The 21,631-nt window shown below is 51.9% G+C and carries 23 protein-coding genes and 2 pseudogenes; 15 read left to right on the top strand and 10 right to left on the bottom strand.

What is annotated here, in order from left to right:
- Positions 1 to 49 precede the first annotated feature (49 nt).
- Both NDA02_RS24955 and NDA02_RS24950 read left to right on the top strand, forming a co-directional pair.
- Complete coding sequence (locus tag NDA02_RS24955; protein WP_348256139.1) at positions 50 to 286, top strand: DUF433 domain-containing protein; 237 nt, start codon at positions 50 to 52, stop codon at positions 284 to 286.
- Positions 283 to 414 (top strand): annotated as a pseudogene (locus NDA02_RS24950) (DUF5615 family PIN-like protein); the annotation flags it as partial. The gene NDA02_RS24955 and the pseudogene NDA02_RS24950, both read left to right, overlap by 4 nt.
- A gap of 107 nt (positions 415 to 521) precedes the next feature.
- Here NDA02_RS24950 and NDA02_RS24945 read toward each other — a convergent pair.
- Positions 522 to 791, bottom strand: coding sequence for a hypothetical protein (locus tag NDA02_RS24945; protein ID WP_348256131.1), 270 nt, complete (start codon positions 789 to 791; stop codon positions 522 to 524).
- Positions 792 to 1,270: 479 nt separating this feature from the next.
- Here NDA02_RS24945 and NDA02_RS24940 point away from each other — a divergent pair.
- The 3 genes and pseudogenes from NDA02_RS24940 to NDA02_RS24930 form a co-directional block, all read left to right on the top strand.
- A pseudogene (locus NDA02_RS24940) lies at positions 1,271 to 1,507 on the top strand (PAS domain-containing protein); the annotation flags it as partial.
- A 16-nt stretch (positions 1,508 to 1,523) separates the two neighbouring features.
- Positions 1,524 to 1,910: a DUF5615 family PIN-like protein gene (locus NDA02_RS24935; RefSeq protein ID WP_348256138.1), complete on the top strand. Its 387-nt coding sequence runs from the start codon at positions 1,524 to 1,526 to the stop codon at positions 1,908 to 1,910.
- A 40-nt stretch (positions 1,911 to 1,950) separates the two neighbouring features.
- On the top strand, positions 1,951 to 3,333 hold the full coding sequence (locus NDA02_RS24930; RefSeq protein ID WP_348256130.1) for a serine/threonine-protein kinase: 1,383 nt from the start codon (positions 1,951 to 1,953) through the stop codon (positions 3,331 to 3,333).
- 28 nt (positions 3,334 to 3,361) lie between these two features.
- Here NDA02_RS24930 and NDA02_RS24925 read toward each other — a convergent pair whose 3' ends face one another.
- The gene (locus NDA02_RS24925; RefSeq protein WP_348256129.1) at positions 3,362 to 5,311 is read right to left on the bottom strand and encodes an ABC-F family ATP-binding cassette domain-containing protein; all 1,950 of its coding nucleotides are present in this window, start codon (positions 5,309 to 5,311) and stop codon (positions 3,362 to 3,364) included.
- 152 nt (positions 5,312 to 5,463) lie between these two features.
- On the opposite strand from NDA02_RS24925, the gene rpmF reads away from it, so the two are divergent.
- From rpmF to NDA02_RS24895, 6 genes are all read left to right on the top strand, one after another.
- On the top strand, positions 5,464 to 5,637 hold the full coding sequence (gene rpmF, locus NDA02_RS24920) for a 50S ribosomal protein L32 (RefSeq protein ID WP_190793095.1): 174 nt from the start codon (positions 5,464 to 5,466) through the stop codon (positions 5,635 to 5,637).
- Between the two features lie 233 nt (positions 5,638 to 5,870).
- Positions 5,871 to 6,467, top strand: a complete 597-nt coding sequence (locus tag NDA02_RS24915) for a sulfite oxidase-like oxidoreductase (protein WP_348247955.1) — start codon at positions 5,871 to 5,873, stop codon at positions 6,465 to 6,467.
- Between the two features lie 142 nt (positions 6,468 to 6,609).
- Positions 6,610 to 7,272 (top strand): glycerol-3-phosphate 1-O-acyltransferase PlsY, encoded by a 663-nt coding sequence (gene plsY / locus NDA02_RS24910; RefSeq protein WP_348256128.1) that lies wholly within the window; start codon positions 6,610 to 6,612, stop codon positions 7,270 to 7,272.
- Positions 7,273 to 7,488: 216 nt separating this feature from the next.
- A complete protein-coding gene (larB, locus tag NDA02_RS24905; RefSeq protein WP_348247953.1) occupies positions 7,489 to 8,277 on the top strand; it encodes a nickel pincer cofactor biosynthesis protein LarB in 789 nt (262 codons plus the stop codon).
- Between the two features lie 60 nt (positions 8,278 to 8,337).
- Positions 8,338 to 8,724: a histidine kinase gene (locus tag NDA02_RS24900; protein ID WP_190793091.1), complete on the top strand. Its 387-nt coding sequence runs from the start codon at positions 8,338 to 8,340 to the stop codon at positions 8,722 to 8,724.
- Positions 8,725 to 8,829: 105 nt separating this feature from the next.
- Positions 8,830 to 9,516: a hypothetical protein gene (locus NDA02_RS24895; RefSeq protein WP_190793090.1), complete on the top strand. Its 687-nt coding sequence runs from the start codon at positions 8,830 to 8,832 to the stop codon at positions 9,514 to 9,516.
- Positions 9,517 to 9,525: 9 nt separating this feature from the next.
- Here the strand turns inward: NDA02_RS24895 and NDA02_RS24890 are convergent, their stop codons facing one another.
- On the bottom strand, positions 9,526 to 9,774 hold the full coding sequence (locus NDA02_RS24890) for a hypothetical protein (protein WP_190793089.1): 249 nt from the start codon (positions 9,772 to 9,774) through the stop codon (positions 9,526 to 9,528).
- Positions 9,775 to 9,966: 192 nt separating this feature from the next.
- Between NDA02_RS24890 and NDA02_RS24885 the strand changes: the two genes are divergently transcribed.
- Positions 9,967 to 10,950 (top strand): M48 family metallopeptidase, encoded by a 984-nt coding sequence (locus NDA02_RS24885; RefSeq protein ID WP_190793088.1) that lies wholly within the window; start codon positions 9,967 to 9,969, stop codon positions 10,948 to 10,950.
- Positions 10,951 to 11,045: 95 nt separating this feature from the next.
- On the top strand, positions 11,046 to 12,728 hold the full coding sequence (gene groL, locus NDA02_RS24880) for a chaperonin GroEL (protein ID WP_348247951.1): 1,683 nt from the start codon (positions 11,046 to 11,048) through the stop codon (positions 12,726 to 12,728).
- 234 nt (positions 12,729 to 12,962) lie between these two features.
- On the opposite strand, the gene NDA02_RS24875 is transcribed toward groL, so the two are convergent.
- The 6 genes from NDA02_RS24875 to NDA02_RS24850 all read right to left on the bottom strand — a co-directional run bounded on the left by NDA02_RS24875 (position 12,963) and on the right by NDA02_RS24850 (position 20,000).
- Positions 12,963 to 16,526, bottom strand: coding sequence for a PAS domain-containing protein (locus NDA02_RS24875; protein WP_348256127.1), 3,564 nt, complete (start codon positions 16,524 to 16,526; stop codon positions 12,963 to 12,965).
- 439 nt (positions 16,527 to 16,965) lie between these two features.
- A complete protein-coding gene (locus tag NDA02_RS24870) occupies positions 16,966 to 17,406 on the bottom strand; it encodes a response regulator (RefSeq protein ID WP_190794511.1) in 441 nt (146 codons plus the stop codon).
- 244 nt (positions 17,407 to 17,650) lie between these two features.
- Positions 17,651 to 18,046: a response regulator gene (locus NDA02_RS24865; RefSeq protein ID WP_347277933.1), complete on the bottom strand. Its 396-nt coding sequence runs from the start codon at positions 18,044 to 18,046 to the stop codon at positions 17,651 to 17,653.
- 248 nt (positions 18,047 to 18,294) lie between these two features.
- Positions 18,295 to 18,750, bottom strand: a complete 456-nt coding sequence (locus NDA02_RS24860; RefSeq protein WP_190794512.1) for a hypothetical protein — start codon at positions 18,748 to 18,750, stop codon at positions 18,295 to 18,297.
- The gene (locus NDA02_RS24855) at positions 18,747 to 19,355 is read right to left on the bottom strand and encodes a chemotaxis protein CheB (protein WP_190794513.1); all 609 of its coding nucleotides are present in this window, start codon (positions 19,353 to 19,355) and stop codon (positions 18,747 to 18,749) included. The genes NDA02_RS24860 and NDA02_RS24855 overlap by 4 nt, the downstream gene beginning before the upstream one ends.
- 423 nt (positions 19,356 to 19,778) lie before the next feature.
- On the bottom strand, positions 19,779 to 20,000 hold the full coding sequence (locus tag NDA02_RS24850) for a hypothetical protein (RefSeq protein ID WP_190794514.1): 222 nt from the start codon (positions 19,998 to 20,000) through the stop codon (positions 19,779 to 19,781).
- Here NDA02_RS24850 and NDA02_RS24845 point away from each other — a divergent pair.
- Positions 19,999 to 21,312 carry a hypothetical protein gene (locus tag NDA02_RS24845; protein ID WP_190794515.1) on the top strand — a complete coding sequence of 438 codons (1,314 nt, stop codon included), beginning with the start codon at positions 19,999 to 20,001 and terminating at the stop codon, positions 21,310 to 21,312. The two genes, NDA02_RS24850 and NDA02_RS24845, sit on opposite strands and share 2 nt — an antisense overlap.
- On the opposite strand, the gene NDA02_RS24840 is transcribed toward NDA02_RS24845, so the two are convergent.
- Positions 21,279 to 21,446: a hypothetical protein gene (locus NDA02_RS24840; RefSeq protein ID WP_190794516.1), complete on the bottom strand. Its 168-nt coding sequence runs from the start codon at positions 21,444 to 21,446 to the stop codon at positions 21,279 to 21,281. The two genes, NDA02_RS24845 and NDA02_RS24840, sit on opposite strands and share 34 nt — an antisense overlap.
- Positions 21,447 to 21,472: 26 nt before the next feature.
- On the opposite strand from NDA02_RS24840, the gene NDA02_RS24835 reads away from it, so the two are divergent.
- Positions 21,473 to 21,631: biotin carboxylase N-terminal domain-containing protein (locus tag NDA02_RS24835; protein ID WP_348256137.1), on the top strand; the 159-nt coding region annotated here is incomplete at its 3' end.

Genomic DNA, 21,631 nt, shown 5'->3' with positions numbered 1-21,631 from the left:
TGGCAATTGAACGACCCTATTCCTTGGATAATATCGTGGGAATTACTGAATCAGGTCAAAATTTGCTGAAACCCATTCGATCGTTGAGCCAGACAAGCGAGGCGGCAAACCCTGTATCCGGCGGATGCGGATCACTGTGTATGATGTCCTGGGCTGGCTGGCGGCGGGAATGTCTCATGCTGAGATTTTGGATGTTCCCGAACTGACAGAAACCGATATCAGAGCTTGTTTAGAATTTGCTGCCGATCGTGAACATCGTCTTGTTGCTTCGGTAGGTACGATTTGAAGCTATTGTTTGATCAAAATTTGAGCCGCAAGCTTGTAACTCGGCTGTCAGATATTTTTTCGGATTGCAGTCATGTTCAGCTTCATAAGCTAGCAGAGCAAACTGACACCCAGATATGGGAATTTGCAACGCAGTCCAGATTCTAGTTTCAAAAGGACTCACGCCCGAAGCTATCACCGTCCAGAGTCGATAAGTATCGACAGGGGCAGAAATGCCCCTATAAGTCTCTACCGCCTTACTTCCTGTCGCTCACAAGACGAAGAACGAAAGAACTCACAACATAGAAAAGCAAAGCTGTTCCGCTAAAAACAACTATGAGCAGGATTGCTGTACTGTCCGCCTTATCGATAAATCGAGCCGCAACCATATTGAAGGAAGGTTGGACACTTTCACTTGGTATCAGTGCAGGCTGACTCTCTTTAGCTGAAGTAGAAGCAGGAGCAGAAACAGACGCAGATTTAGACTCAGCAATCTTAGGATTGTACAAATCAGAAATGTTTTCCATTTTGAATTAATTGAAGGTAAGTATTTGCGTTGGAACGTCAAAAAAACTCACCCAGTCAATCAACCCGTGCTAGTCTTGACACAACATTATTAATCACTAAATCGATGGCACAGGGTTGATCTCTTGGGGCTGTCGATTTTTTTGTCAGGGTGGATAAAATAATCGCCTCATGGTGATCCTCCGTATGTAATAGGTGAAACTGAATCGTTCTCCTGGTCTGATCAAAGAGTATCGAAAGCCACTGATCGGATCGTACGAACTCTCTCTGATCACAATCTGTCCATGTCGTTAGGTCGGTAAAGTCGCGATCTAGTTGAGTTAGGTACAGATGAACCTCTTGAACTTGCTTCTTAGAATAACCGCATCATCGAGCCTTATGATCCTGTATTTCTGAAAAGTAAAACCAGATGCCTGAATAGACCGCTACATAAGGCGTACAGACAGCATAGAGCGATCAGAGTTTTCGAGAGTTTTCCACAGACCTTTTATTTGCTACCTTCCACCCCAAAGAACGCAGAGAACTGCTGGAAATGATGCAGCAGGTGCTTGATCCGGCAGGGAAAGGCTACCTCGCCCACGAACATCGCGTCCTCTGGCAAACCGGGGAGGTGCGATGGCTGAGCGTTCGCAAACAGGTTTTCTTTGATCGATCGACTCAGCCTCCTCGCCCCGATTATGGAATTCTGGCAGCGATCGACATCACCGAACACAAACGAGCTGAACTAGAACGCGATCGACTGCTGGCAGAAGCTAGAGCAAACGACTTTTGTATCGTCACAGGATGCAGATTTTGCAGAAAGAAGCCGTCTGTATGGTTCACCGCCGAAGGCCGTATGGCTGCGTTGTGGCAATGCGCCAACAAATCAAGTGGAAGCGATTCTTCGCGGTGGATCAGAGGCGATTCAGGAACATACTCACGAATTCAAACCTGCATTGTCTAGAGCTGTACTGAATCTAATCATTGATCCAGTCATTCAAAGGATTCTCGAAGCGATCGAATTCCAGACTCGTAATGCGCTCACAAGCAATCTGAAAAAAGCACTATGTCTCCTCATCCTGTGTCTCCTAGCAGAGTGCTGGGGAAAACTCTTTCTTAGCAACTTTTTCGCAACAGTCTGATTGCTTTTCCTTCTTCCGCTTCAACGCACCTCGATCGCTTATGCTGCAAACTGGACAGATTCTTCAAGAACGCTATCAACTCGATCGCCCGCTTGGAAAAACAACTGGGCGGCAAACCTGGCTCGCTCGCGACCTTGTGCTGCAACCTCCAGAACCCGTGGTGATCAAGCTGCTGTCTCTGGGCGACAGTATGCAGTGGGAGGATTTGAAGCTGTTTGAGCGGGAAGCTCTAGTATTGCAGCAGCTCAATCATCCCCAAATTCCCAAATACCGGGATTCCTTCACGGTTGAAGACCGTCTGTTTTGGTTTGGCTTAGTGCAGGATTATCTGCCAGGAGAATCGCTCAAGCAACTGTTGCAGCAGGGAAAACACTTTAGCGAAACCCAGGTGCGGCACATTGCCACCAGTCTGTTGAAGCTTTTGTGCTATCTGCATGAACTTAGCCCTCCGGTTTTGCATCGAGATATCAAGCCCAGTAATTTGATTTTGGGTGAGGGCGATCGGCTTTATCTGGTGGATTTTGGGGCAGTTCAGGATCGGGCTGCGGCAGAGGGGGCAACGTTCACGATCGTCGGGACTTATGGCTATGCGCCAATTGAACAGTTTGGCGGGCGAGCAGTTCCGGCTTCTGATTTGTACGGATTGGGGGCAACGCTGATCCATCTGGTGACGGGTTTGTCTCCGGCTGAATTGCCCCAGAAAGATTTACGGATTCAGTTTGCCGATCGCGTCAGCCTCAATCCCAGCTTCGAGCAATGGATCAGCAGACTGGTAGAACCGGATGTGGGCGATCGCTTCCAGGCTGCAAGGGCGGCACTGACCGCGTTACAGTTTGAATCTTCTCAGCCTGTGCATCGGGTTAAACCCGTGTTATCGCCGCCTGAGAAAATTGAGGAAATGATCGAAACGCGATCGTTCGTTGCACCCACCGGGGCAGATATTACTGTGCAGCAAAGCCCGGAACACCTGCTGATTACCATCCCTGGAACGAATCGCTTGCAGCTCTTCATGCTCGTCCCGATCGCAATTGCGCTGATGGTCGTCGGACGCATCCTCAGTCCGGTTCTGCCAGCGCTGATCGCAATGCCTGCAGTGGTGTTCTTTGCGCTCCTGATTGTTTTGCTGATTTGTGTAATGGTCTACTGGGAATTCCTGCCCACCTTTGTCGAATTCGATCGCCAAAACTTTTCAATCTATAAGCGTCCCTTTGGCAGATTGATTTCAATGGATGCAGCTCCAACCCATGCCATTGAAGATATTTTTCAAACGATGAAAACCTTTGGCAGCGGCAAACACCGATATGATGCCAGGGTAGTCGTCCTGCAAGTGGGTCGAGCCGAGATCTTTATTGGCAAAGGGTTGGGCGAAGAAAACTGTCGCTGGCTAGTGCGGATACTGGAAAGATGGCTGAGACTGGACTAATCCCATCCTCTGTTCGTTATCCCGTTCGTTATCCTAAACGTTCAGCCAGTTCTAACCAGCGTTCTGTTGCAGAGTCGATCGTCTGACTCAAATGGGCTAACTTTTCCGTGAGCTGCTGCATCTCGGCATAGTCACTGGGCGGATTGCTGTAAAGCTGTTTTTCGAGTTCTTCTTTTTCAGTTTCAAGCTGAGGAATCTGCGCTTCTAAAGTTTCGTATTCTCGTTTCTCTTTGAACGACAGTTTGCGAGAATTTCCGTTTTGCTGCGATCGATCTGCCGATTTCTCCGCCTCTTTCTCAAGTGCATTCACAGATTGTGCGGAACGATTCTTTGTGCTGTTCTCCGCCCCGTTCACCACAGTATTCTGCTCTTCGTCTTTTTTGAAGTCCAAATAGGTAGTGTAATTGCCCGGATACTGGCGCAGGGTGCCGCCTGGTTCAAAGGCAAAAATGGTGTCTACGGTGCGATCGAGAAAATAGCGATCGTGAGAAACCACAATCACAGAGCCGTTAAAGTCTTCCAGATATTCTTCTAAAACCGCCAATGTCTGCACGTCCAGATCGTTCGTCGGTTCGTCCAGAATCAGCACATTCGGTGCAGCCATGAGCACCCGCAGCAGGAAGAGCCGTCGCTTTTCGCCGCCCGAAAGTTTATTAATGGGCGCATACTGCTGATTCGGCGGAAACAAAAATCGCTCCAGCATTTGGGAAGCCGTAATGATGCTGCCGTCTGCCGTTTTTACCAGCTCTGCAACGCCTTTGAGATAATCAATCACGCGCTGATTTTCGTTGATCGACACATCCTCGGAATGCTGGTCGAAATAGCCAATGTGAATCGTTGTCCCCAGTTCAACTTTGCCCCCATCTGGCTCCAGCCGCCCGGTAATGATGTTCATCAGCGTCGATTTTCCGGCTCCGTTGCTGCCGATGATGCCCACCCGATCTTCAGGACTAAAGCTGTAAGTAAAGCCCTTAATCAAAACACGATCGCCAAACGCCTTCCCCACGTTCTCCAGGTCGATCACTTTCTTGCCGATCCGCCGACCTGCGGTAGAAATGGCAACCTTACCCTGCGCCTGCTTAAACTCCTGCCCCTGCATTTCTCGGATGCGATCGATCCGGGCTTTTTGCTTGGTGCTGCGGGCTTTGGGTCCGCGTTTGAGCCATTCGAGTTCGCGTCGTAACACTCCGGCGTGTTTGCGCTGACTGCTGACTGCGACTTCTTCGGCTTCGGCTTTTTTCTCCAGATAGTAGGCATAGTTGCCGCTATAGCTAAACAGCTCGCCCCGATCAAGTTCAATAATCCGATTCGTGACGCGATCGAGAAAATAGCGATCGTGGGTAATCAGCAGCAGCGCGCCGCGAAACCGATTGAGATAGCTTTGCAGCCACTCGACCGAAAGCGCGTCCAGATGGTTTGTCGGCTCATCCATCAGCAGCACATCCGGTTCAGAGAGCAGTGCCGATGCCAGGGCAATTCGTTTGCGATAGCCGCCCGACAGATCGCCAATTCGCGCTTCAAAGTCCTGAATTCCAAGCTGGCTCAGAATACTCTTGGCATTGTTTTCCGCATCCCACGCGCCGATCGCCTCCATTCTTCCTGTCACCTGAGTCAGCCGGGCCATCAGCCGCTCTGGGTCACCGTGCCCGTGGGTGAGCTTGTCAGAAAGTTCTTCGTATTCGCGCACCAGCGTCATTTGTTCACCGCCGTCGGCAAACACTTGATCAATCACCGTGCGGTCTTCGTCCATGTCGGGCTGCTGCGGTAAATAGACAATCTTTGTGCCCGAATTTTTCCAGATCTCGCCGCGATCGATCGGCTCCAGCCCGGCAATCATTTTCAGCAGCGTCGATTTCCCGGAACCGTTGATGCCAATCAGCCCCACCTTATCGCCTTCTTCCAGGCTGAAACTGGCATCTCTAAGGATTTCTTTGATGCCAAAGTCTTTGGAAACCGATCGCAGCGTAAAAATTGTCATGAGTGCCCGGAGTGCTGTTTTTCTGTTGCCGTTTCTCATCCAGTCTACCTGTTTGGCTTGGGGGTGAGTTTTTCCGAAAAACAATTGAACTCGATCGCCCGACTGCTGCTAAACTAGAAAGGTTGTAGTGTAATTTGCGGTTTCTCCCGGCCATGGCAGTTCCTAAGAAGAAAACCTCGAAATCCAAGCGCGATAAGCGCAAAGCCACCTGGAAGCGGAAAGCTTCTGTCGCAGCGCAAAAAGCATTGTCCCTGGGCAAGTCTGTGCTGACAGGTCGTTCCACAAGCTTCGTCTATCCACAGAACGAGGAAGAGGAAGAAGAGTAGGGCTAGGTTGACAGTAGAGGGACGGCTAGAACTGCTGCGCCTAAAACTGGTGTAGTTAAAGCCGGTGCAGTTAAAACTCGTGTACCTAGCGCAATGCAGCCATTGCGTTCAGCCATCCGCGTTTGTATTTTTGATCTAAGATTAGCTTCTAGTCAAAAGATTTCGGTCATAGGTGATCGATCGCATCGGCAACCGCAAGTTCAGTCTTTCCCTCACTTACCTCTACTGGGCTTATGCTAGGCAAATTCTTCCAAAAACCAAGCTCTGAGCTAAAAGACCGTGTTCCGCCCGGACAGCATCTTGCAAGCGGCTTTCCCGTACTCACCTACGGACAAACGCCAACGGTTGATATTAATACCTGGGAATTTAAAGTCTGGGGCTTAGCCACTCCCAAAACCTTCACCTGGGAGGACTTCATGGCAATGCCGCAAACGGAGTTCACCGCTGATTTTCACTGCGTCACCACTTGGTCGAAGCTAGACGTGAAGTGGCGTGGGGTCAAAGTCACCGATTTTATGCAGCAGATCGAAGTCGATCCGAAGGCAGTTCACCTGATGGAACATTGCTACGGCGGCTACACAACCAACATTTCAATGGAAGACTTCCTGCGCGAAGAAAACTTCTTTGCCCATACCCTGTTTGACGAGCCGCTGCCGCCCGACCATGGTGGACCGATGCGCCTGGTTGTGCCTCATTTGTACGCCTGGAAAAGTGCCAAATGGATCAACGGGCTGGAATTCCTCGATCGCACCGATCTGGGTTTTTGGGAGCGCAACGGATACCACCATCGCGGCGAACCCTGGGCAGAAGAACGATATAGTTCGCGATAGTTCGCGCCTGTTCTAAAAGGCAACCCTGAATGATTGAAACAAAATAGGTCTTGTGTCTGCGGGCATGAGGCTTATTTTTTGAGCTTATTTTTGAGGAATCGATCGCTGTACACTGGAATTGCATTCAGCAGGAGCAAGCGTCATGGCGGTTTGGTTCGGATACAGCGTCCTGGTTCTCTTCGTTGCCTACCTTTGTGGATCGATTCCGACGGGCTATTGGACGGGAAAGCTGCTGAAGGGCATCGACATCCGCGAACATGGCTCTAAGTCGACAGGCGCAACGAATGTGCTGCGAACGATCGGCAAACTTCCGGCTCTGGCCGTGTTGCTAATCGATATCGGCAAGGGTGTGGCGGCGATCGCTTTCACGCGCTGGTTTTTCTCGCTGCCTATAATTACTGCTGCGCCTGCGGGCATTGATCCACAAACCTGGTTAGACGGGATGGTTCCTTTGGCGGCTCTGGCGGCACTGCTGGGACACAGCCGCTCAGTCTGGATTCAGTTTACGGGTGGCAAATCCGTAGCAACCGGACTGGGGGTACTTCTGGCGATGTCGTGGCAGGTTGGGCTGGGGGCACTGGCAGCATTTAGCATCGTGCTGGCACTGGCGCGCATTGTGTCACTGGGATCGATTATTGCGGCGATCGTAGGCATGGCACTGATGATCGGTCTGGGCTATCCGCTGCCCTATCAGCTCATGGCGATCGTTGGTGGGCTCTTTGTAATCTGGCGGCATCAAGCAAACATCCGGCGACTTTTGGCAGGAACGGAACCGCGCATCGGGCAAAAGCAAATCGAAAATTAGCTCATCGAAAATTAGCTCATCGAAAATTAGCTTGCTGGAGACGATCGCAGATTAGGGGCTTCCTGAAGGCGATAGTCATCGGCTCTTCTAAACCACAGCACGAATTTACTCCCAATCCTCTACCAGGGCAAGACCTCTAAACGCTTAAAGTCACCGGCACGATCGCACTCCCAGTAGAATAGGAAAGAACTGTGACTGTTCTCCTTTTTACGATTTGTGACCTCCCCCGAAGCTCTCCACCATCTTTTGCAATCTGTCGCCCAAGGCGCGGTAAGTCCCGAAGCGGCTCTGGACAGGCTCAAGCATTTTGATTTTGAACCCGTTGATGAATTTGCCAATCTCGATCACCATCGATCGCTCAGAACGGGCTTTCCCGAAGTGATCTGGGGACCGGGCAAAACGCCAGAGCAGATTGTGCAAATCATGCAGACGATGCGGCAGCGAAACCCCCTCGTGATGGCAACGCGGATCGAGCCGGAGGTTTATGGGCAGATTCAGGGGCGCGTGCCAGGGTTGCAATATTATCGACTGGCTCGGATTGCGGCGATCGTTCCCCCGGATCTCAAACCCCGCTATCCAGGAACAATTACCTTGCTCTCGGCAGGAACGGCGGATTTGGCAGTAGCAGAAGAAGCGGCGGTGACAGCTGAGCTATCGGGCTTTCAGGTGAAGCGGCTGTGGGATGTGGGCGTGGCAGGAATTCACCGTTTGTTGAGCAATCGGCAGGTGATTGCAGATGCGGATGTGCTGATTGTGGTGGCAGGGATGGAAGGGGCGTTGCCGAGCGTGGTGGCAGGGTTGGCAGGCTGTCCGGTGATTGCCGTACCCACCAGTATTGGCTACGGAGCCAGCTTTAGCGGACTCGCGCCTCTGCTGACCATGCTGAATTCTTGCGCCGCCGGAATCGGTGTGGTGAATATTGATAACGGGTTTGGGGCGGCAGTGCTGGCAGGTCAAATTTTACGGACTGCCGATCGACTCCAGCACCGTGTTTCTCAGAAGTAGCGTCAAACCTTGTAATCAGATAATCAGAAATTCAGTCAGGAATCGAGCAGGAGTAAGCCAATGTCAGAATCGTATCATCTGATTGTTGAAGGGAATCCAGCGATCGTTTATGCCAGCCGCAGAGGAACACCGGACAAGGTGCTGGCGATTCTCACCCCGTTTCTCGAAACCTTTTGGCAGGAGCGGGATGCCTCTGGAGAAGCGAGCGATACGCCAGAGTGTTTAGTGGCTCAAATGGTGGTGCGGTTTGGCTTTGAGTTCTGCGAGGATGATTTCTCGAATCTCAAGGTGGGCGTAGACTATCACCCGGATGTGGACTATCTTTATACGATCGCTGCCGATCGCCGAGTGCGCATCTGGGTTCCCGAAGCTGCCTATCGCCAAAACCCTGCTCTGGGCATTGCAGGCTGTCGGGAAGTAGTTGCTGATGCCTCACCATCCCGCTAGGAATAATTTGGGTACATTAGAGCAAAATTGAGGAACTTTCTGGTTTTGCTGAAGTCAACAGCATCCAGATGCGGATCTCAACTGATCTCGATTTTGGAGGAACCCATGCAGCTTTCTCATCCCTGGCAGTCTGGTTTAGCCGTTACTCTGGCAACCATTGCCGCTTCAACAGTCGCCCTTCCCTTGTCGATCGCCAAATCTGATGCCGCTTCGTCCGAAGGATATTTGATCGCCCAGCGATTCCCCGATAGCTGGCGTACGCCGATGGTTGCCGTAGGAACACAGATTCCGGTGCGCTATGACAAATCAGAGAAAATCGTTCTGACTCCAGAAGAAACCGTGCCCGTGACGCTGACCGTCGCTCGCGATATCACTAGCACCAGAGGCAGTGTGCTCATTCCGGCAGGCAGCCAGATTAAGGGAGAGCTGAAGCCTGCATCGGGTGGCACTCAGTTCGTGGCTGAAGAAATTACCTTATTTGAAGACGCAGAACCCGTTGCGATCAATGCTACTTCGGATGTAATCACCCGAACCGAAACCGTGAGCCGCCGCACCAATCCCAACATTTTCCGGGGAGCGGCGATCGGGGCAGCCGCAGGCGCAGTTTTGGGAGAAATTTTCGGCAGTATTGACTTCCTGGAAATTCTTGGTGGAGCTGGAGTCGGCGTGCTGGGCGAAGTGCTGCTGCGCGACAGACGGGAAGTCGAAGTGGTAGTGGTAGAACCTGATACAGATCTGGCGTTAACCCTGCAATCGAACTTCGAACGAAATTCCAGTCAGGCTCTTCGCTAGTGAAACTACTCAACCTGGAGGACTGTCTAACCGGGTAATATGGCGGTTCTCCAGCCCATCCACATTATCGAGGAAGGCGGCATCTTTTGCGTTTGGATTGGGCGTTGATTCTGGATCGATCGCGTCTGATTCTTGGCTTTGATGGGCAGCTAGCCTTTCTAGCACCGCTTCTCTTGTTTCTTCGGACTGTAGCTCAGTCGGCTGCGGCGTGTTGAATACCGGATTTGAATTTGACGGACTGGATTCGCTGGAAGTCATGTGGGTTTCTCTGGCACTTCACTTCTTAGTGTTGAAGAGTGACTCTGGCGAGAGATCCCTCAGAAGGAATAAAGTGAGAGGATGTCTGAGCAGTGTGTTGGACTAGCTGACGAGCTGTAACCTTTGTTGCTGAAGGAATCGCTGCGCTACGCTAACGCTGAAGCATCCCAACTTTTAACCGCCGCTTAACCTATGCCGACCTATTCTGGAATTTCCAGCACTGCTTTTCGCCATCCGCTTGATATTCAGGCAGAACAAACGCTGCGGAGTGTTCCCGGCTTTGATCTGGTGGCGCGAAAGTTTGTGGAATTTATCTACGAGCGTCCGAGGCAGGTCTTTTTAACCGGGAATGCGATCGAGGTCGGTCCACGTCAATACGCCTCGATTTATCAGATCTTTCAAGAAGCGGTGCGCGATTTGGATGTTAGCTCAGAGCCGATTCTATTTGTCTCCCAATCTCCGATCGCCAATGCCTATGCGCTGGGACAGGAACGCCCCTGTATGGTGCTGAGTTCGGGCTTGCTTGATTTGATGGAAGCAGCCCAATTGCGATCGGTCATTGCTCACGAGCTAGGACACATCAAATGCGGACATACCACGCTTAATCAAATGGCACTCTGGGCGATTAATCTGGTCTTTGGTTTGGCGGGAGCAACTTTTGGGCTGAGTAGCCTGATCAGCACCGGATTGATTGCCGCCTTTTATGAATGGCTGCGAAAAGCTGAACTCTCTGCCGATCGCGCAGCCTTGCTCGTCACCGATGACCTGAACCCAATCCTCCATTCCATGATGCGGGTTGCGGGGGGAAGCGTCCGCTATGCTAGCGAGCTAAACCTGGAAGAATTTATTCGCCAGTCCGATCGCTATCAGCAGCTCGACCAGGACGGACTGAACCAGGTCTACAAATTTTTGCTGTATAACAATATTTCTGAGGGCGCACTGAGCCATCCGTTTACTGTGGAACGGGTGAAATACCTCCAGGACTGGGCAACCTCAGAAGACTATCGCCGCATCAAAACAGGCAACTATCCGCGCACCAATCAGGGAGCGGTCAACGTGCCGCCGCAGCCCTCTGACTCTATCAGCGCAACTGGGGAAAGCGAAGTCGATCGCCTCCGCCGCGAAATCGAGTCCCTTCAGCAAGCGATCGAGGACATCAAACGCAGCCAGGGGTAAGCTCTAAACACTAAAGTTCGGATTTCCCTCCATTCAAAATTAGCACTCGATCGCCTGGAGTGCTAAATTCAACAATGGAGCAATGGTAGAGAAGTATGCCCAAAATTGTAGTATTCGACGAGGAATCGCGGAAGGCACTGGAGCGCGGCGTTAATGCGCTAGCAGATGCAGTGCGGATTACGTTAGGTCCGAAGGGTCGAAATGTGGTACTAGAAGCCAAGTACGGCGCACCGCAAATCGTGAATGATGGAATTACGATCGCCAAAGAAATCGAGCTAGAAGACCCGCTCGAAAACGCAGGCGCAAGACTGATCCAGGAAGTTGCTTCAAAAACGAAAGACCTGGCAGGCGACGGAACCACGACCGCAACCGTGCTGGCGCAGGCACTCATCCGGGAAGGACTCCGCAACGTGGCGGCAGGCAGCAATCCGGTCGCGCTGCGGCGCGGCATTGAGAAGACGATCGCTCAGCTTGTAAACGCGATCGCAGATGTGGCAAAGCCTGTTGAAGGCAATGCGATCGAGCAGGTGGCGACCGTCGCAGCAGGCAGCGACCCCGAAGTGGGCGGCATGATTGCTGAGGCAATGAACAAAGTTGGTCAGGATGGTGTGATCACGATCGAGGAATCCAAGTCCCTCACAACCGAGATGGAACTGGTGGAAGGGATGCAGTTCGATCGCGGCTATATCTCGCCCTATTTCGTCACCGATGCAGAGCGAATGATCGCGGAGCTGGAAAATCCGCTGATTCTGCTGACCAGCGAAAAGATTAGCAATATTCAAGATCTCGTTCCGGTACTGGAGCGCGTTGCTCGTGCCGGACAACCCTTGCTGCTGATTGCCGAAGACATCGAAGGCGAAGCTCTGGCAACGCTCGTGGTGAACAAGCTGCGCGGTGTGCTGAACGTGGTGGCAGTCAAGGCTCCGTCGTTTGGTGAGCGACGCAAGGCAGTGCTGCAAGACATCGCCGTTCTGATTGGCGCGCAGGTCATCTCACCGGATATTGGCTTGAGCCTGGATGACATTTCCGCAGAAATGCTGGGTTCGGCGCGGCGCGTCACCATCACTAAAGATACGACGACGATCGTGGCAGAAGCCCCCGACAAAACCGCCCTCGAAAAGCGGATTGCCCAAATTCGGCGTGAGCTGGCAGAAACCGATTCTGACTACGACACCGAAAAGCTGCAAGAGCGACTGGCGCGACTGGTGGGCGGCGTTGCCGTCATTAAAGTGGGAGCTGCAACCGAAACGGAGCTAAAGGATCGGAAGCTGCGCCTGGAAGATGCGCTCAATGCAACCAAAGCCGCTGTTGAAGAAGGAATTGTGCCTGGTGGCGGTACAACGCTATTGCACGTTTCTAAGAATCTGGCAGATTTCAAGCAAACCCTCAACGTAGAAGAACAGATCGGAGCAGACATTGTGCTGCGGGCGATCGAGGCTCCACTGCGTCAGATTGCAGACAATGCAGGGGCAGAAGGCTCTGTCGTCGTCGAGAAAGTCCGGGATATGGACTTCAACCACGGCTACAATGCCCTGACCAACACCTATGAAGACCTGATCGCTGCCGGAATTATTGACCCTGCTAAAGTGGTTCGCTCTGCGCTGCAAGATGCCGGATCGATCGCAGGCATGGTGATCACCACCGAAGTTCTCGTGGTCGATAAGCCAGAGAAGAAAGCCGCTGCTCCTGATATGGGCGGCATGGGCGGCATGGGTGGCATGGGCGGCATGGGTGGTATGGGTGGTATGGGCGGCATGGGCGGCATGGGAATGATGTAATTTCCGGCTGTTCTATGCCCTGTTCTGTCGCTTATTCTGTCGTTAGGCGATCGATTCTGCGGATGAAGAGTCTGAATTGAGCATCGATCGCCCTATTACAAACATCACGTTACAGACATCACGGTGGGTTGGACAAATCTTGTCTGCCCATTTTTTTCTGCCCATTTTTTTATTAAATGGATTCTTCCAAGAAGGCGCGCAATGCTCTATTCGCTTGAGGATTAGGGTTGAACGTCAGGGTTGAGACAAAATCTGTTTGACGGCTGCAATGAGCTGAAGCGGGTCGATCGGTTTCGGGAGATATGCTTGAAAGCCTGCTGCAAGAATTCGCTGCTCATCGGAGGGTTGGGCAAAAGCGGTGAGTGCAATTGCCTTTGGCAGCAGTGCAGCTTCCGTCTTTGGCAGTGTAGCTTCCGCTGAAATAGCCTGCAATTGTGGCGATGGCAATAATCGAACTTGTTGAATGAACTCGTAGCCATCCAGCTCTGGCATTCCAATGTCGCTAATTAATAGGTCGGGCGGAGATTGGGCAATGTGCCGCAATGCTTCTGAAGGCGAGGTAAAGGCAGTGACAATTGCGCCTTCGTGGGTGAGCAAAAAGCGCAGCAGCTCTAGATTATCTGGCTCGTCATCGACTAGCACAATGCGAACGCCCGCCAAAGCACCGAACGAAGTGGTCATCCCAGAGAATAAAGCAATCGCGTCCGGGGGCGATGCAGCCTGGGCAGCTGAGCCATGACTGTCTCCGTCGTCTGCCGCTTGCCTGCCAAAATCGGTTGGCTCAAAGCGATCGCCTTCGTTCAGCAGGGGCAGCTTGACGATAAACGTTGCACCCTGTCCTAGCCCAGGACTATCTGCGGTAATTGTGCCGCCGTGCAGTTCGACTAAATGCCGCACGATCGCCAGCCCTAACCCTAAGCCGCCGTACTTCCGCGTTGAGCCGCCCTCGGCCTGACGAAAGTATTCAAAAACATGGGGCAAAAAATCAGGCGCGATCCCAATTCCAGTATCAGCAATGCAAACCTGAGCAAAGCGGCTGAAGCCGTCTTGAGAAACCGACAGTTGAATCTCAACCTGACCGCCCTCTGGGGTAAATTTAATAGCGTTCGAGAACAGATTCCAGAAGACCTGTCCCAGCCGATCGACATCGCCCATCGTGTAAATCGGCTCTGAAGGGTTGAACTGAAGGGTGACAGATTTTGCTTGCGCGGCAAATTCCACCGTTTGGATTGCATCAGTCAGAATGAGTGTCAAATCGAGCGGACAAAAGCTTAACCGCAGCTTGCCCTGAATCACCCGCGAGACATCCAGTAAATCATCGACTAGATGAATCTGGTGTCGCACGTTGCGCTCGATCGTCTCCAGTGCATGAGCCACTTTTTCGGGAGTTAGCTTGCGCCCTTGCAGCATTTTCGTCCAGCCCAGAATTGGGTTGAGGGGCGTTCGCAGTTCGTGGGACAAGGCAGAGAAAAAGTCATCTTTCAGGCGGTTTACCCGCTCTGCTTCCTGGCGGGCGACCTGTTCACGGGCAAGCAGTTCTTCACGTTCGAGTTCGGCTTGCTTGCGATCGCTAATGTCAGTGTGCGTGCCCAGCATCCGCAGCGGGTTTCCTTCAGCATCCCAAGCAGCAATTCTGCCCAGCGACAAAATCCACTTCCAGCTGCCGCTGACTGTACGCTGCCGGAATTCAACCCGATACTCATCTTGTTTCCCAGCAATGTATTCTTCATAGGCACGGCTGACGGGTTCCCAGTCGTCGGGGTGCAGGCGTTCGCGCCATCTGGCGTTGGTTTCCTCAAAGGTTTCTGGATCGTACCCTAGCATCAAGGCATATTCGGGGCTGACGATCGCATCTCCGGTTTGAACGTTGAGGTCATACAAGCCCTGGTTCGCAGCCCTTAAAGCCAGGCGCAGCCGCTCTTCACTGTCGCGCAAAGCCTGCATCGTTCGCGTTTGCTCGATCAGCGGCCAGAGCCGCACCACCACTTCCTGAAGGAGCATTACTTCATCTGATCGCCACGAGCGCACGGCGGCGGAATTGACAGTAAGATGGGCAACCCAGCGTCCTGCTCTTACGCAGGGAACGGCGACAAAGGCATGAATTCCCAGCCCCCTATAGTTTTGAGCAAAAGGCGCAGTATGCTCACAGGTTGCAACATCCCGAACGACAGCAGGGTGGCTGGTCTGCTGGTATTGATGAATTATGTTGGGCAACATCATTTCGGATAAGCGATACGTGCCAACGATGCTGGGCATTTCTGCCTGCGATCGCCAATCCTGCTCGACGGTGATGATATCTGCTTGCAGGTCAACGTTGTGCCACAGACAGCGATCGACCTTGAGGTATTCGCCTAATCGACTGACCACTTCCCATTCCATTGCGTCCGCATCGGAAAGCTGGCGCAGTCGCGAATCGAGGTCGTTGAGGAACTGGTCATTGAGTTCGGCGATTCTGCGAGCGTCTTCGATGTGCTTACGCTCGGTAATGTCGAGAACCGTCCCTGACATGCGGCAAGGTTCCCCAGCAGCGTCAGAATATCCTTGTCCGCGTGCCAGTACCCAACGCATTGTGCCGTTCGGTTGAAAGATGCGGTACTCCTCGTCAAACTCAGCGCGATCGCGTAACGCAGTCGCAGCCGCATGAGACACTCGCTGGCGATCGTCAGGATGCAGCGCGTCGAGATGCCATGCCCAGGTCACGGGAACATCGGGCGGCAGTCCAAAAATTTCTTTGCAGCGATCGTCCCAGGTCAAAACCCCAGTGATGAGATTCCAATCCCAGATTCCCTGCTTTGATCCTTGCAAAGCAAGCTGGAGTCGTTCCTCGCTGAGGCGCAGCCGTTCGGAAGATTGCTTGCGTTCCTGATCAAGCTGATCGAGCGTGCCAGCACTCAGCCAAATTAACCCCAGCGCAACAGCAATCTGCGATAGAGACAGCAGCGACAGCGCGAAGTTTGGGTCATAAGCGTCTGAATCTTGCCCCTGTAAAAAGACCCACCCCAGAACCAGCGGCACCACGATCGTGGCAGGCACAAATCGGCGGGCGACATCACTTCCAATCGAATCTCGACGAGTCAGGGTGTGCATTAGTCCCCGATCGCTTTCCAGTGCCAGAATCCCTGCACAAAGGAGGATAAACGCGAACGCAGTATGAACTGCCATTGAGGTGGTCAGACTGCTGACCCGATGCAGCACTTGAACCCTATAGGCATAGCCCACCATCGCTTGTAGCGCAATTAAACCCGCAGCCGCCGTTAAACTTTGAGCCACAGTGATGCGATCGAACCTGGCTTGCTGATGCGATCGCTGCCTTAGTTTCTCTCGCTGACTGTATAACCAGAGGGCGGCACCCGTCAGCACAAAGTTGATAGCGGTATTGATGCCCATGCGACCGGGATGAGACGTTGCCGGAGAAAGCGGAGTATCCCGAAACAGCAGTTCATCGATCCCAAGATTGAAGCCGAACCCGTACTGACTGCTCGTCAGTAAACCGATCGCACCGACTGCAACTGCACAGCCTGTTGCAAGGGAAGTCGTGGCAGAGCGGCGGGTTCGAGTTTGCAGCCCCAGCGACACGCCAGCCAAAATAAAGCAAAGGGCTGTATTCGCCTTCATAGACACCGACCCTGGAATCACGCTCTTTAGAAATGCGAGATTCAAGCTCCAGCCAAGCAGAACCAGGCATCCCAACAGCACGACCAGACCACTGGCAACTCGCGCAATCTTTAAACTCTGGCGATGGGAAGCAGCTCTGTCGACAGGGCAATCGGGAGCAAGAAACCAGTTTCTCAAGTCCATAAAGATTTGAATCAGCAATATATAGACACTACTGGTTCTTACACTTGCAATAAAGTAAACGATCGCGGTTTGCCTATCACAGTTTGACCATTAGTTTGCCCATTCCCATTAGTTTGCCCATTAGAGTTCGTCTATCGTAGTTCGCTCATTATATAGTTCGCCTAATGATATAGTTCGCTCATTACAGTTCTCCCATCACCTTTTGTCTACGATATTGCCTACCGTAGCGACAGTTGAGCGGCGATCGAGTCTAATCAGACTTTTGAAAAGCGATACGATGATTCGAACTGCGCCCAATCCCGGGGAAACTGAACCATCGCTCAGTAATTAACCGTAGGGTGTGTTAGGTAAAGCCGTAACGCAGTGAGCCTTCGAGCATCAGGCATTACGCTGCGCTGGTTCATCTTACAAAAGACTAAGTTTGATTCTGACCCCTGGCTTAATTTCGATCCAGAAAGTGATAGATAGATTGCCTGCGATGTTGTGAGGCTGCTGCAAAAGCTCGCGTCTTTTCAAGCAACTCCTCAAAGGTAATTGGCTTTCGGATACAGTCAGCAACTAATTGATATCGATGACAGAAATCTGGAAACTCAGAACAGCCCGTCACCACCAGAACCGGAATAAATGGATAGTTTTGTGCGAGCCACTCGGCAACGCCGCAGCCGTCTAAGCCAGGCATCATCAGATCCAGCACGATCAGGTCTGGAGGATGGCGTTCGATTTTGGCGATCGCACCATAGCCTTCTGACGCAGTTTCGACCACATACCCTTCACCTTCCAGTAGCACTTGCAGCAGTGCTCGATTGTCTTCGATATCATCCACAACCAGAATATAAGGGGCGGGAAAGTGCGAAGAATTAAAAGAATCAATCGCAGACATGATAAAAATTTTATTTTTCAGTTCACATCGTGAAACTTCTTCAGCCCTATTTCTTCGGTCAGGGGTAAGAAAAAGAATGAACTGGAAGGAATAGATTGTGACCCGGATTCCTTTAGGAGGTTGCTTTAGAGGGATCAAAAGTGCTGCATCGCCCCTTACATGAGTCAACTTGGGGGACTTTGCAACGGAGCAATGGTTCAGTTTCCCCCAGAATTGGGAACAGCAAGGGAAATTTTAATCGCGATCAGACAGGATGCATTCTGTCTTTGAATTGCAGAAAAGCTTTTACCCGCGCCACCAGTTCGTCAAAATCGACCGGTTTACGAATAAAATCATTAGCTCCTAAATTCAGCCCTTCAGCCGCTTTAGGCTCTTCATGTGCCGTCACTAAAAGGATTGGAATGTAGGGTAGGTCTTGCCTCTGGCGAATTTCCTGCGTCACTTCGTATCCGTCCATACCAGGCATCATCACGTCTAGCAAAATCAGGTCTGGCGGATTGGCTTCCACCATTGCTACCGCTAACCGACCATTATCTGCTATGTCAACTTCGTATCCTTCTGCCTCCAAAACGGTTTGCAGCAGAAATAAGTTGTCCATCAAATCATCAACGATCAGAATACGGGAGTTGGAAGCAGACACAGCAATCCTGGGAGGCAACAATTGGGGAGCGAATCAATTAGGACAGGTAGAACAAAACAGAACCGCAAAAACTGCCCTGTCCCAGTATTCTAGATGCAGTGCTTTACTACCCTCTAACCTTCGGTAGATTGAGGAAATTTTCTTTAAAGAGGGTTCTTTAAAAAGGGACTGTACAGCAGCGTCGCGATCGCCCTTCCTTGTCCAGGGGTAAAAGGCAGTTTGATTTGCCCCGTTTGACTTGCCTCGTTTCACTGGTTCATTGGCAGATCAGATATCGGTGACTCTGAACGAGTTTCCAATACCGGACTCACCGAACTACTCAGCAACATCTGATGCAATGTCTCGGCTTGGTGCAACGCTTGCTCAGCCTGTGCCACAATCTGCTCGATCTCCTGGGCTGGACGCTTTTGCGATCGCGCTTCTGCTGCCAGCCAACGAGCCACAACAGCTTGTTCTCGCAGCAACCGTAACGCTGTCCACAACTGCCGTTCGACTTCTTCTCCCTGGCTTTTGATCAAACTTTCGGGAAGAAAAGCGTGCCCCACATGACACTGGTAACGCTTTATGCCGCCGCTGTTCACGTGCCACAGTGATCCCCCGCAATCTGGGCAGCCTAGACCAGCAGGCGAATTGGTTGCCATCATTTGCTCAAGAGCGTCCTGTTCTAAATGAGCAGCATCGGGTCTGGGTTCTTTCTGGGTCATAGCGCGTTCTTTGATTCATGCGCCTGTTGCTGAATGAGCGTGACGAGCAACTGGGCGATCCCGGCGATCGGGAGAATATGATCAGCAACACCGTAGTTAATGGCACTTTGGGGCATACTGGGAACCAGGGCTTGCTGGGGGTCTTGCACGATCGTAACGCCTCCGCGAGCTTTAACCTCTGCGAGTCCTGCTGTCCCATCCCAAAGCCCACCGGAAAGAATGATGCCAATGACTCGCTTGCCGTAGTGTTCAGCAGCGGTGCGAAATAGCGGGTCAACTGCGGGTCGAAATCCGTGCTCTTTCGGACCCATGACCACACGCATTCCTTCTAGAGACAGGAGCAAATGACGGTCTGGTACTGCAGTGTAGAGGTGCCTGGATTTAATGCTCGCGCCATCAATCGCCTCACAGGCTAGAATTTCGTTCCAGGGTTGTAGCGTCTGGGCAAGTGCAAGCGACTGACGTGCCTGAGTGTGCATCACCACAAAAATCGTTGCGGGAAATTTGTCTGGCAGGTGTTGCAATAGCTGGATTAATGCGTGAATTGCTCCCATTGAACCACCCACGACAATTAAAGGGTGTGCTGGCGAGTCTTGATTAGCCATGAGAGTGTCCTTTAAGCGACAGTGAGCAACCGTGACAGTGAGCGACCGTGAACAATAACAGCTCATCCGAATGGCATAAGCGCAAGCATCACAGGACGGTGCGAAGCTCAATGAACTGCTTTAGCTTAAGGTCTTAGCAGCGTGCGGCTCCTCCATCATCAGCAGCAACTTCAATTGCGATCGATTGTATCCAGCCTCAACCGATCGAGAATTCGTCCCAATTAAATTTGAGCTTGCATGGAATCCGCTTGATTGAGGAAATGGCTGAGGCAGCGATGGGAAGGGGATTAGACCTGTGGCTTACGCGGTTCAAATCCCCCTCATTTCCCCTTCATTAATCATCCTTCATTAATAAATAGAGCGCGAAAAGATCGAGCAGAATTCGGGAAAACCCGAATAGATTAAAACAGTTCAAGGGTTTGTTCAAGGGTTTAGCGATCGCCCGCTGAGCATTGGTTGAATCAATTGAGCAGATAGGTAGATTAGAGATAGGCGGATTCGAGATAGGCGGATTCGATAGATAAAAGCGATCGGAAATTCCAGAAATACAAGGCTGGGCTTTGTGGAGTCACAATCATTGGCTAATGTTTCGATCGCAATTCGGGCATCTTTGACATAAACGCCTGAAGCGTGAGAACTAATCATGCCGCCCCAAATGTCGTCCCAGATGCCGCCTAAAATGCACTTTCAAGGCAGCGCGTATTTTGCCCAACCGCCTGCCTATGCGCCACTCCTGAAGCCGATCGTCCTGATCAAAAAAGGATTTTCTGCCCTCTATCAGCTGCTGCTGCAAGTGGTCTGGGCTGAACTGGTCAAGGGAAAACAGACAGACAGCCTTTTATCCGCGTTGCTCTTTCTGCTGCTGTGCGTTTGTTCACTGATGGTTTATCGCTTTGGTACATTACAGCAGCCGATCACGATCGCCTTTCTGCTGATCTGGACGATCGATCGGCAGATTGCGCTGTATGAATTTCGGTATCGGTTTCGATCGCCAGGCAGCCGCAGCATTATTCACCTACATGGCAGCGAGCATTGGCTGGTTTGGGATCAGCAGCTTCCCGATGGACAGCACAATCATCTGAAGCTGAGGCAAACCGAAATTGAACAGATTACGATTCACCGCAGCGAACTTTACGGCGGCGTGTTTGACGATCGGCTCGGCGTGGTTTGGCAAATCAATCTGCGGCTATGCGATGCCTCAGAGCTATTAGTCGATGAGCAAAGGCAGGTCAGCCGTGCCCTTGATATTGCTCGATCGCTTGCAGGACAGCTCCATGTGCCGATCGCGTTCAAGCAGAGTGAAGGGCAGGGAAAATTTGCCTGGGAGCCGATCGACGAGGGAATGATGCGAAGCAGTCCAGCCGACGGACTAATCGAATTTTCTGAGACATTTCCAAAAACGATCCAGGTGCAAAGAACCGCGCAGCAGTGGCAAATTTCTTCGCGCTGGCGGTGGATTAGTGGTTGGCTGCTGATTCAACAGATTGGGCAAAGAACGGGATTTTTGCTGTTTGTGCTGTGGATGTCGAACTTTATGGTGTACTGGGGCGCATTTCTTCATTTCTTGCTGATCGCGCCTGGGGAGAGTAGTTCGCTCTTTGATCTGATCGGGCTGCTCATCCCACCGTGGAAATGGACGATCGCCCTGGAGTTAGGCTTCACGCTGCTCGTCCTGCTGATTCAGGGGGCAAGGCTCAGCTTTGAAGAGCATCTGCTGCTAAACCGCAACCGGCTCACCTTTTATCGCAATACCAAACCGCTTGCCCAGATTTCCCTGGATGCGATCGAGGCAACGCTATGGGTGAAACAGCCCGATCCGGTGCTGCTAATTGTAATGAGTGATTCGGTAGAGGGCGATCGAGTGATTGAAATTGACGGACTCCAGCGAGAGATTGAATTCCGCGCCATGCTGATCGCCCTTGATCAGGGACGGGCTGCGCTGCAAGCTGAGGTCTGAAACGCCGATCGCCTCAGCCGTCGCGTGATACGATGATTTCCTGGATCACTTTCGAAGCCCGGTTTAAGAATGTCGCTGTCGCCGTGCTGCTGCTGTAAGCGCGTCATCTGCCACGGAAATTCGGAAGCGGTCAACGACCCTATCCCTCAGCCGACGACCCATGCATTTTGAAAAGATTTTGATTGCAAATCGGGGGGAGATTGCCCTGCGAATCCTGCGAACCTGCGAGGAGATGGGCATTGCAACCGTGGCAGTGCATTCCACGATCGATCGCCACGCGCTTCATGTGCAGCTTGCCGACGAAGCGGTCTGTATTGGC

Origin of the sequence: Leptolyngbya sp. ST-U4 (assembly GCF_039962215.1) — a bacterium.
In the GTDB taxonomy this organism is placed as follows: domain Bacteria; phylum Cyanobacteriota; class Cyanobacteriia; order Elainellales; family Elainellaceae; genus Leptolyngbya_A.
This window is presented reverse-complemented; position numbering and strand designations above follow the sequence as displayed.

What these genes read in the sequence shown, in the direction of transcription:
- NDA02_RS24850 (WP_190794514.1), bottom strand. Translation starts at nt 20,000, where the DNA reads ATGATTAGTTCTCACGCTTCAGGCGTTTATGTCAAAGATGCCCGAATT.
- NDA02_RS24945 (WP_348256131.1), bottom strand. Translation starts at nt 791, where the DNA reads ATGGAAAACATTTCTGATTTGTACAATCCTAAGATTGCTGAGTCTAAA.
- rpmF (WP_190793095.1), top strand. Translation starts at nt 5,464, where the DNA reads ATGGCAGTTCCTAAGAAGAAAACCTCGAAATCCAAGCGCGATAAGCGC.
- NDA02_RS24890 (WP_190793089.1), bottom strand. Translation starts at nt 9,774, where the DNA reads ATGACTTCCAGCGAATCCAGTCCGTCAAATTCAAATCCGGTATTCAAC.
- NDA02_RS24895 (WP_190793090.1), top strand. Translation starts at nt 8,830, where the DNA reads ATGCAGCTTTCTCATCCCTGGCAGTCTGGTTTAGCCGTTACTCTGGCA.
- NDA02_RS24860 (WP_190794512.1), bottom strand. Translation starts at nt 18,750, where the DNA reads ATGACCCAGAAAGAACCCAGACCCGATGCTGCTCATTTAGAACAGGAC.
- NDA02_RS24900 (WP_190793091.1), top strand. Translation starts at nt 8,338, where the DNA reads ATGTCAGAATCGTATCATCTGATTGTTGAAGGGAATCCAGCGATCGTT.
- groL (WP_348247951.1), top strand. Translation starts at nt 11,046, where the DNA reads ATGCCCAAAATTGTAGTATTCGACGAGGAATCGCGGAAGGCACTGGAG.
- NDA02_RS24915 (WP_348247955.1), top strand. Translation starts at nt 5,871, where the DNA reads ATGCTAGGCAAATTCTTCCAAAAACCAAGCTCTGAGCTAAAAGACCGT.
- NDA02_RS24855 (WP_190794513.1), bottom strand. Translation starts at nt 19,355, where the DNA reads ATGGCTAATCAAGACTCGCCAGCACACCCTTTAATTGTCGTGGGTGGT.
- NDA02_RS24875 (WP_348256127.1), bottom strand. Translation starts at nt 16,526, where the DNA reads ATGGACTTGAGAAACTGGTTTCTTGCTCCCGATTGCCCTGTCGACAGA.
- NDA02_RS24885 (WP_190793088.1), top strand. Translation starts at nt 9,967, where the DNA reads ATGCCGACCTATTCTGGAATTTCCAGCACTGCTTTTCGCCATCCGCTT.
- NDA02_RS24870 (WP_190794511.1), bottom strand. Translation starts at nt 17,406, where the DNA reads ATGTCTGCGATTGATTCTTTTAATTCTTCGCACTTTCCCGCCCCTTAT.
- NDA02_RS24845 (WP_190794515.1), top strand. Translation starts at nt 19,999, where the DNA reads ATGCCGCCCCAAATGTCGTCCCAGATGCCGCCTAAAATGCACTTTCAA.
- NDA02_RS24925 (WP_348256129.1), bottom strand. Translation starts at nt 5,311, where the DNA reads ATGACAATTTTTACGCTGCGATCGGTTTCCAAAGACTTTGGCATCAAA.
- NDA02_RS24930 (WP_348256130.1), top strand. Translation starts at nt 1,951, where the DNA reads ATGCTGCAAACTGGACAGATTCTTCAAGAACGCTATCAACTCGATCGC.
- plsY (WP_348256128.1), top strand. Translation starts at nt 6,610, where the DNA reads ATGGCGGTTTGGTTCGGATACAGCGTCCTGGTTCTCTTCGTTGCCTAC.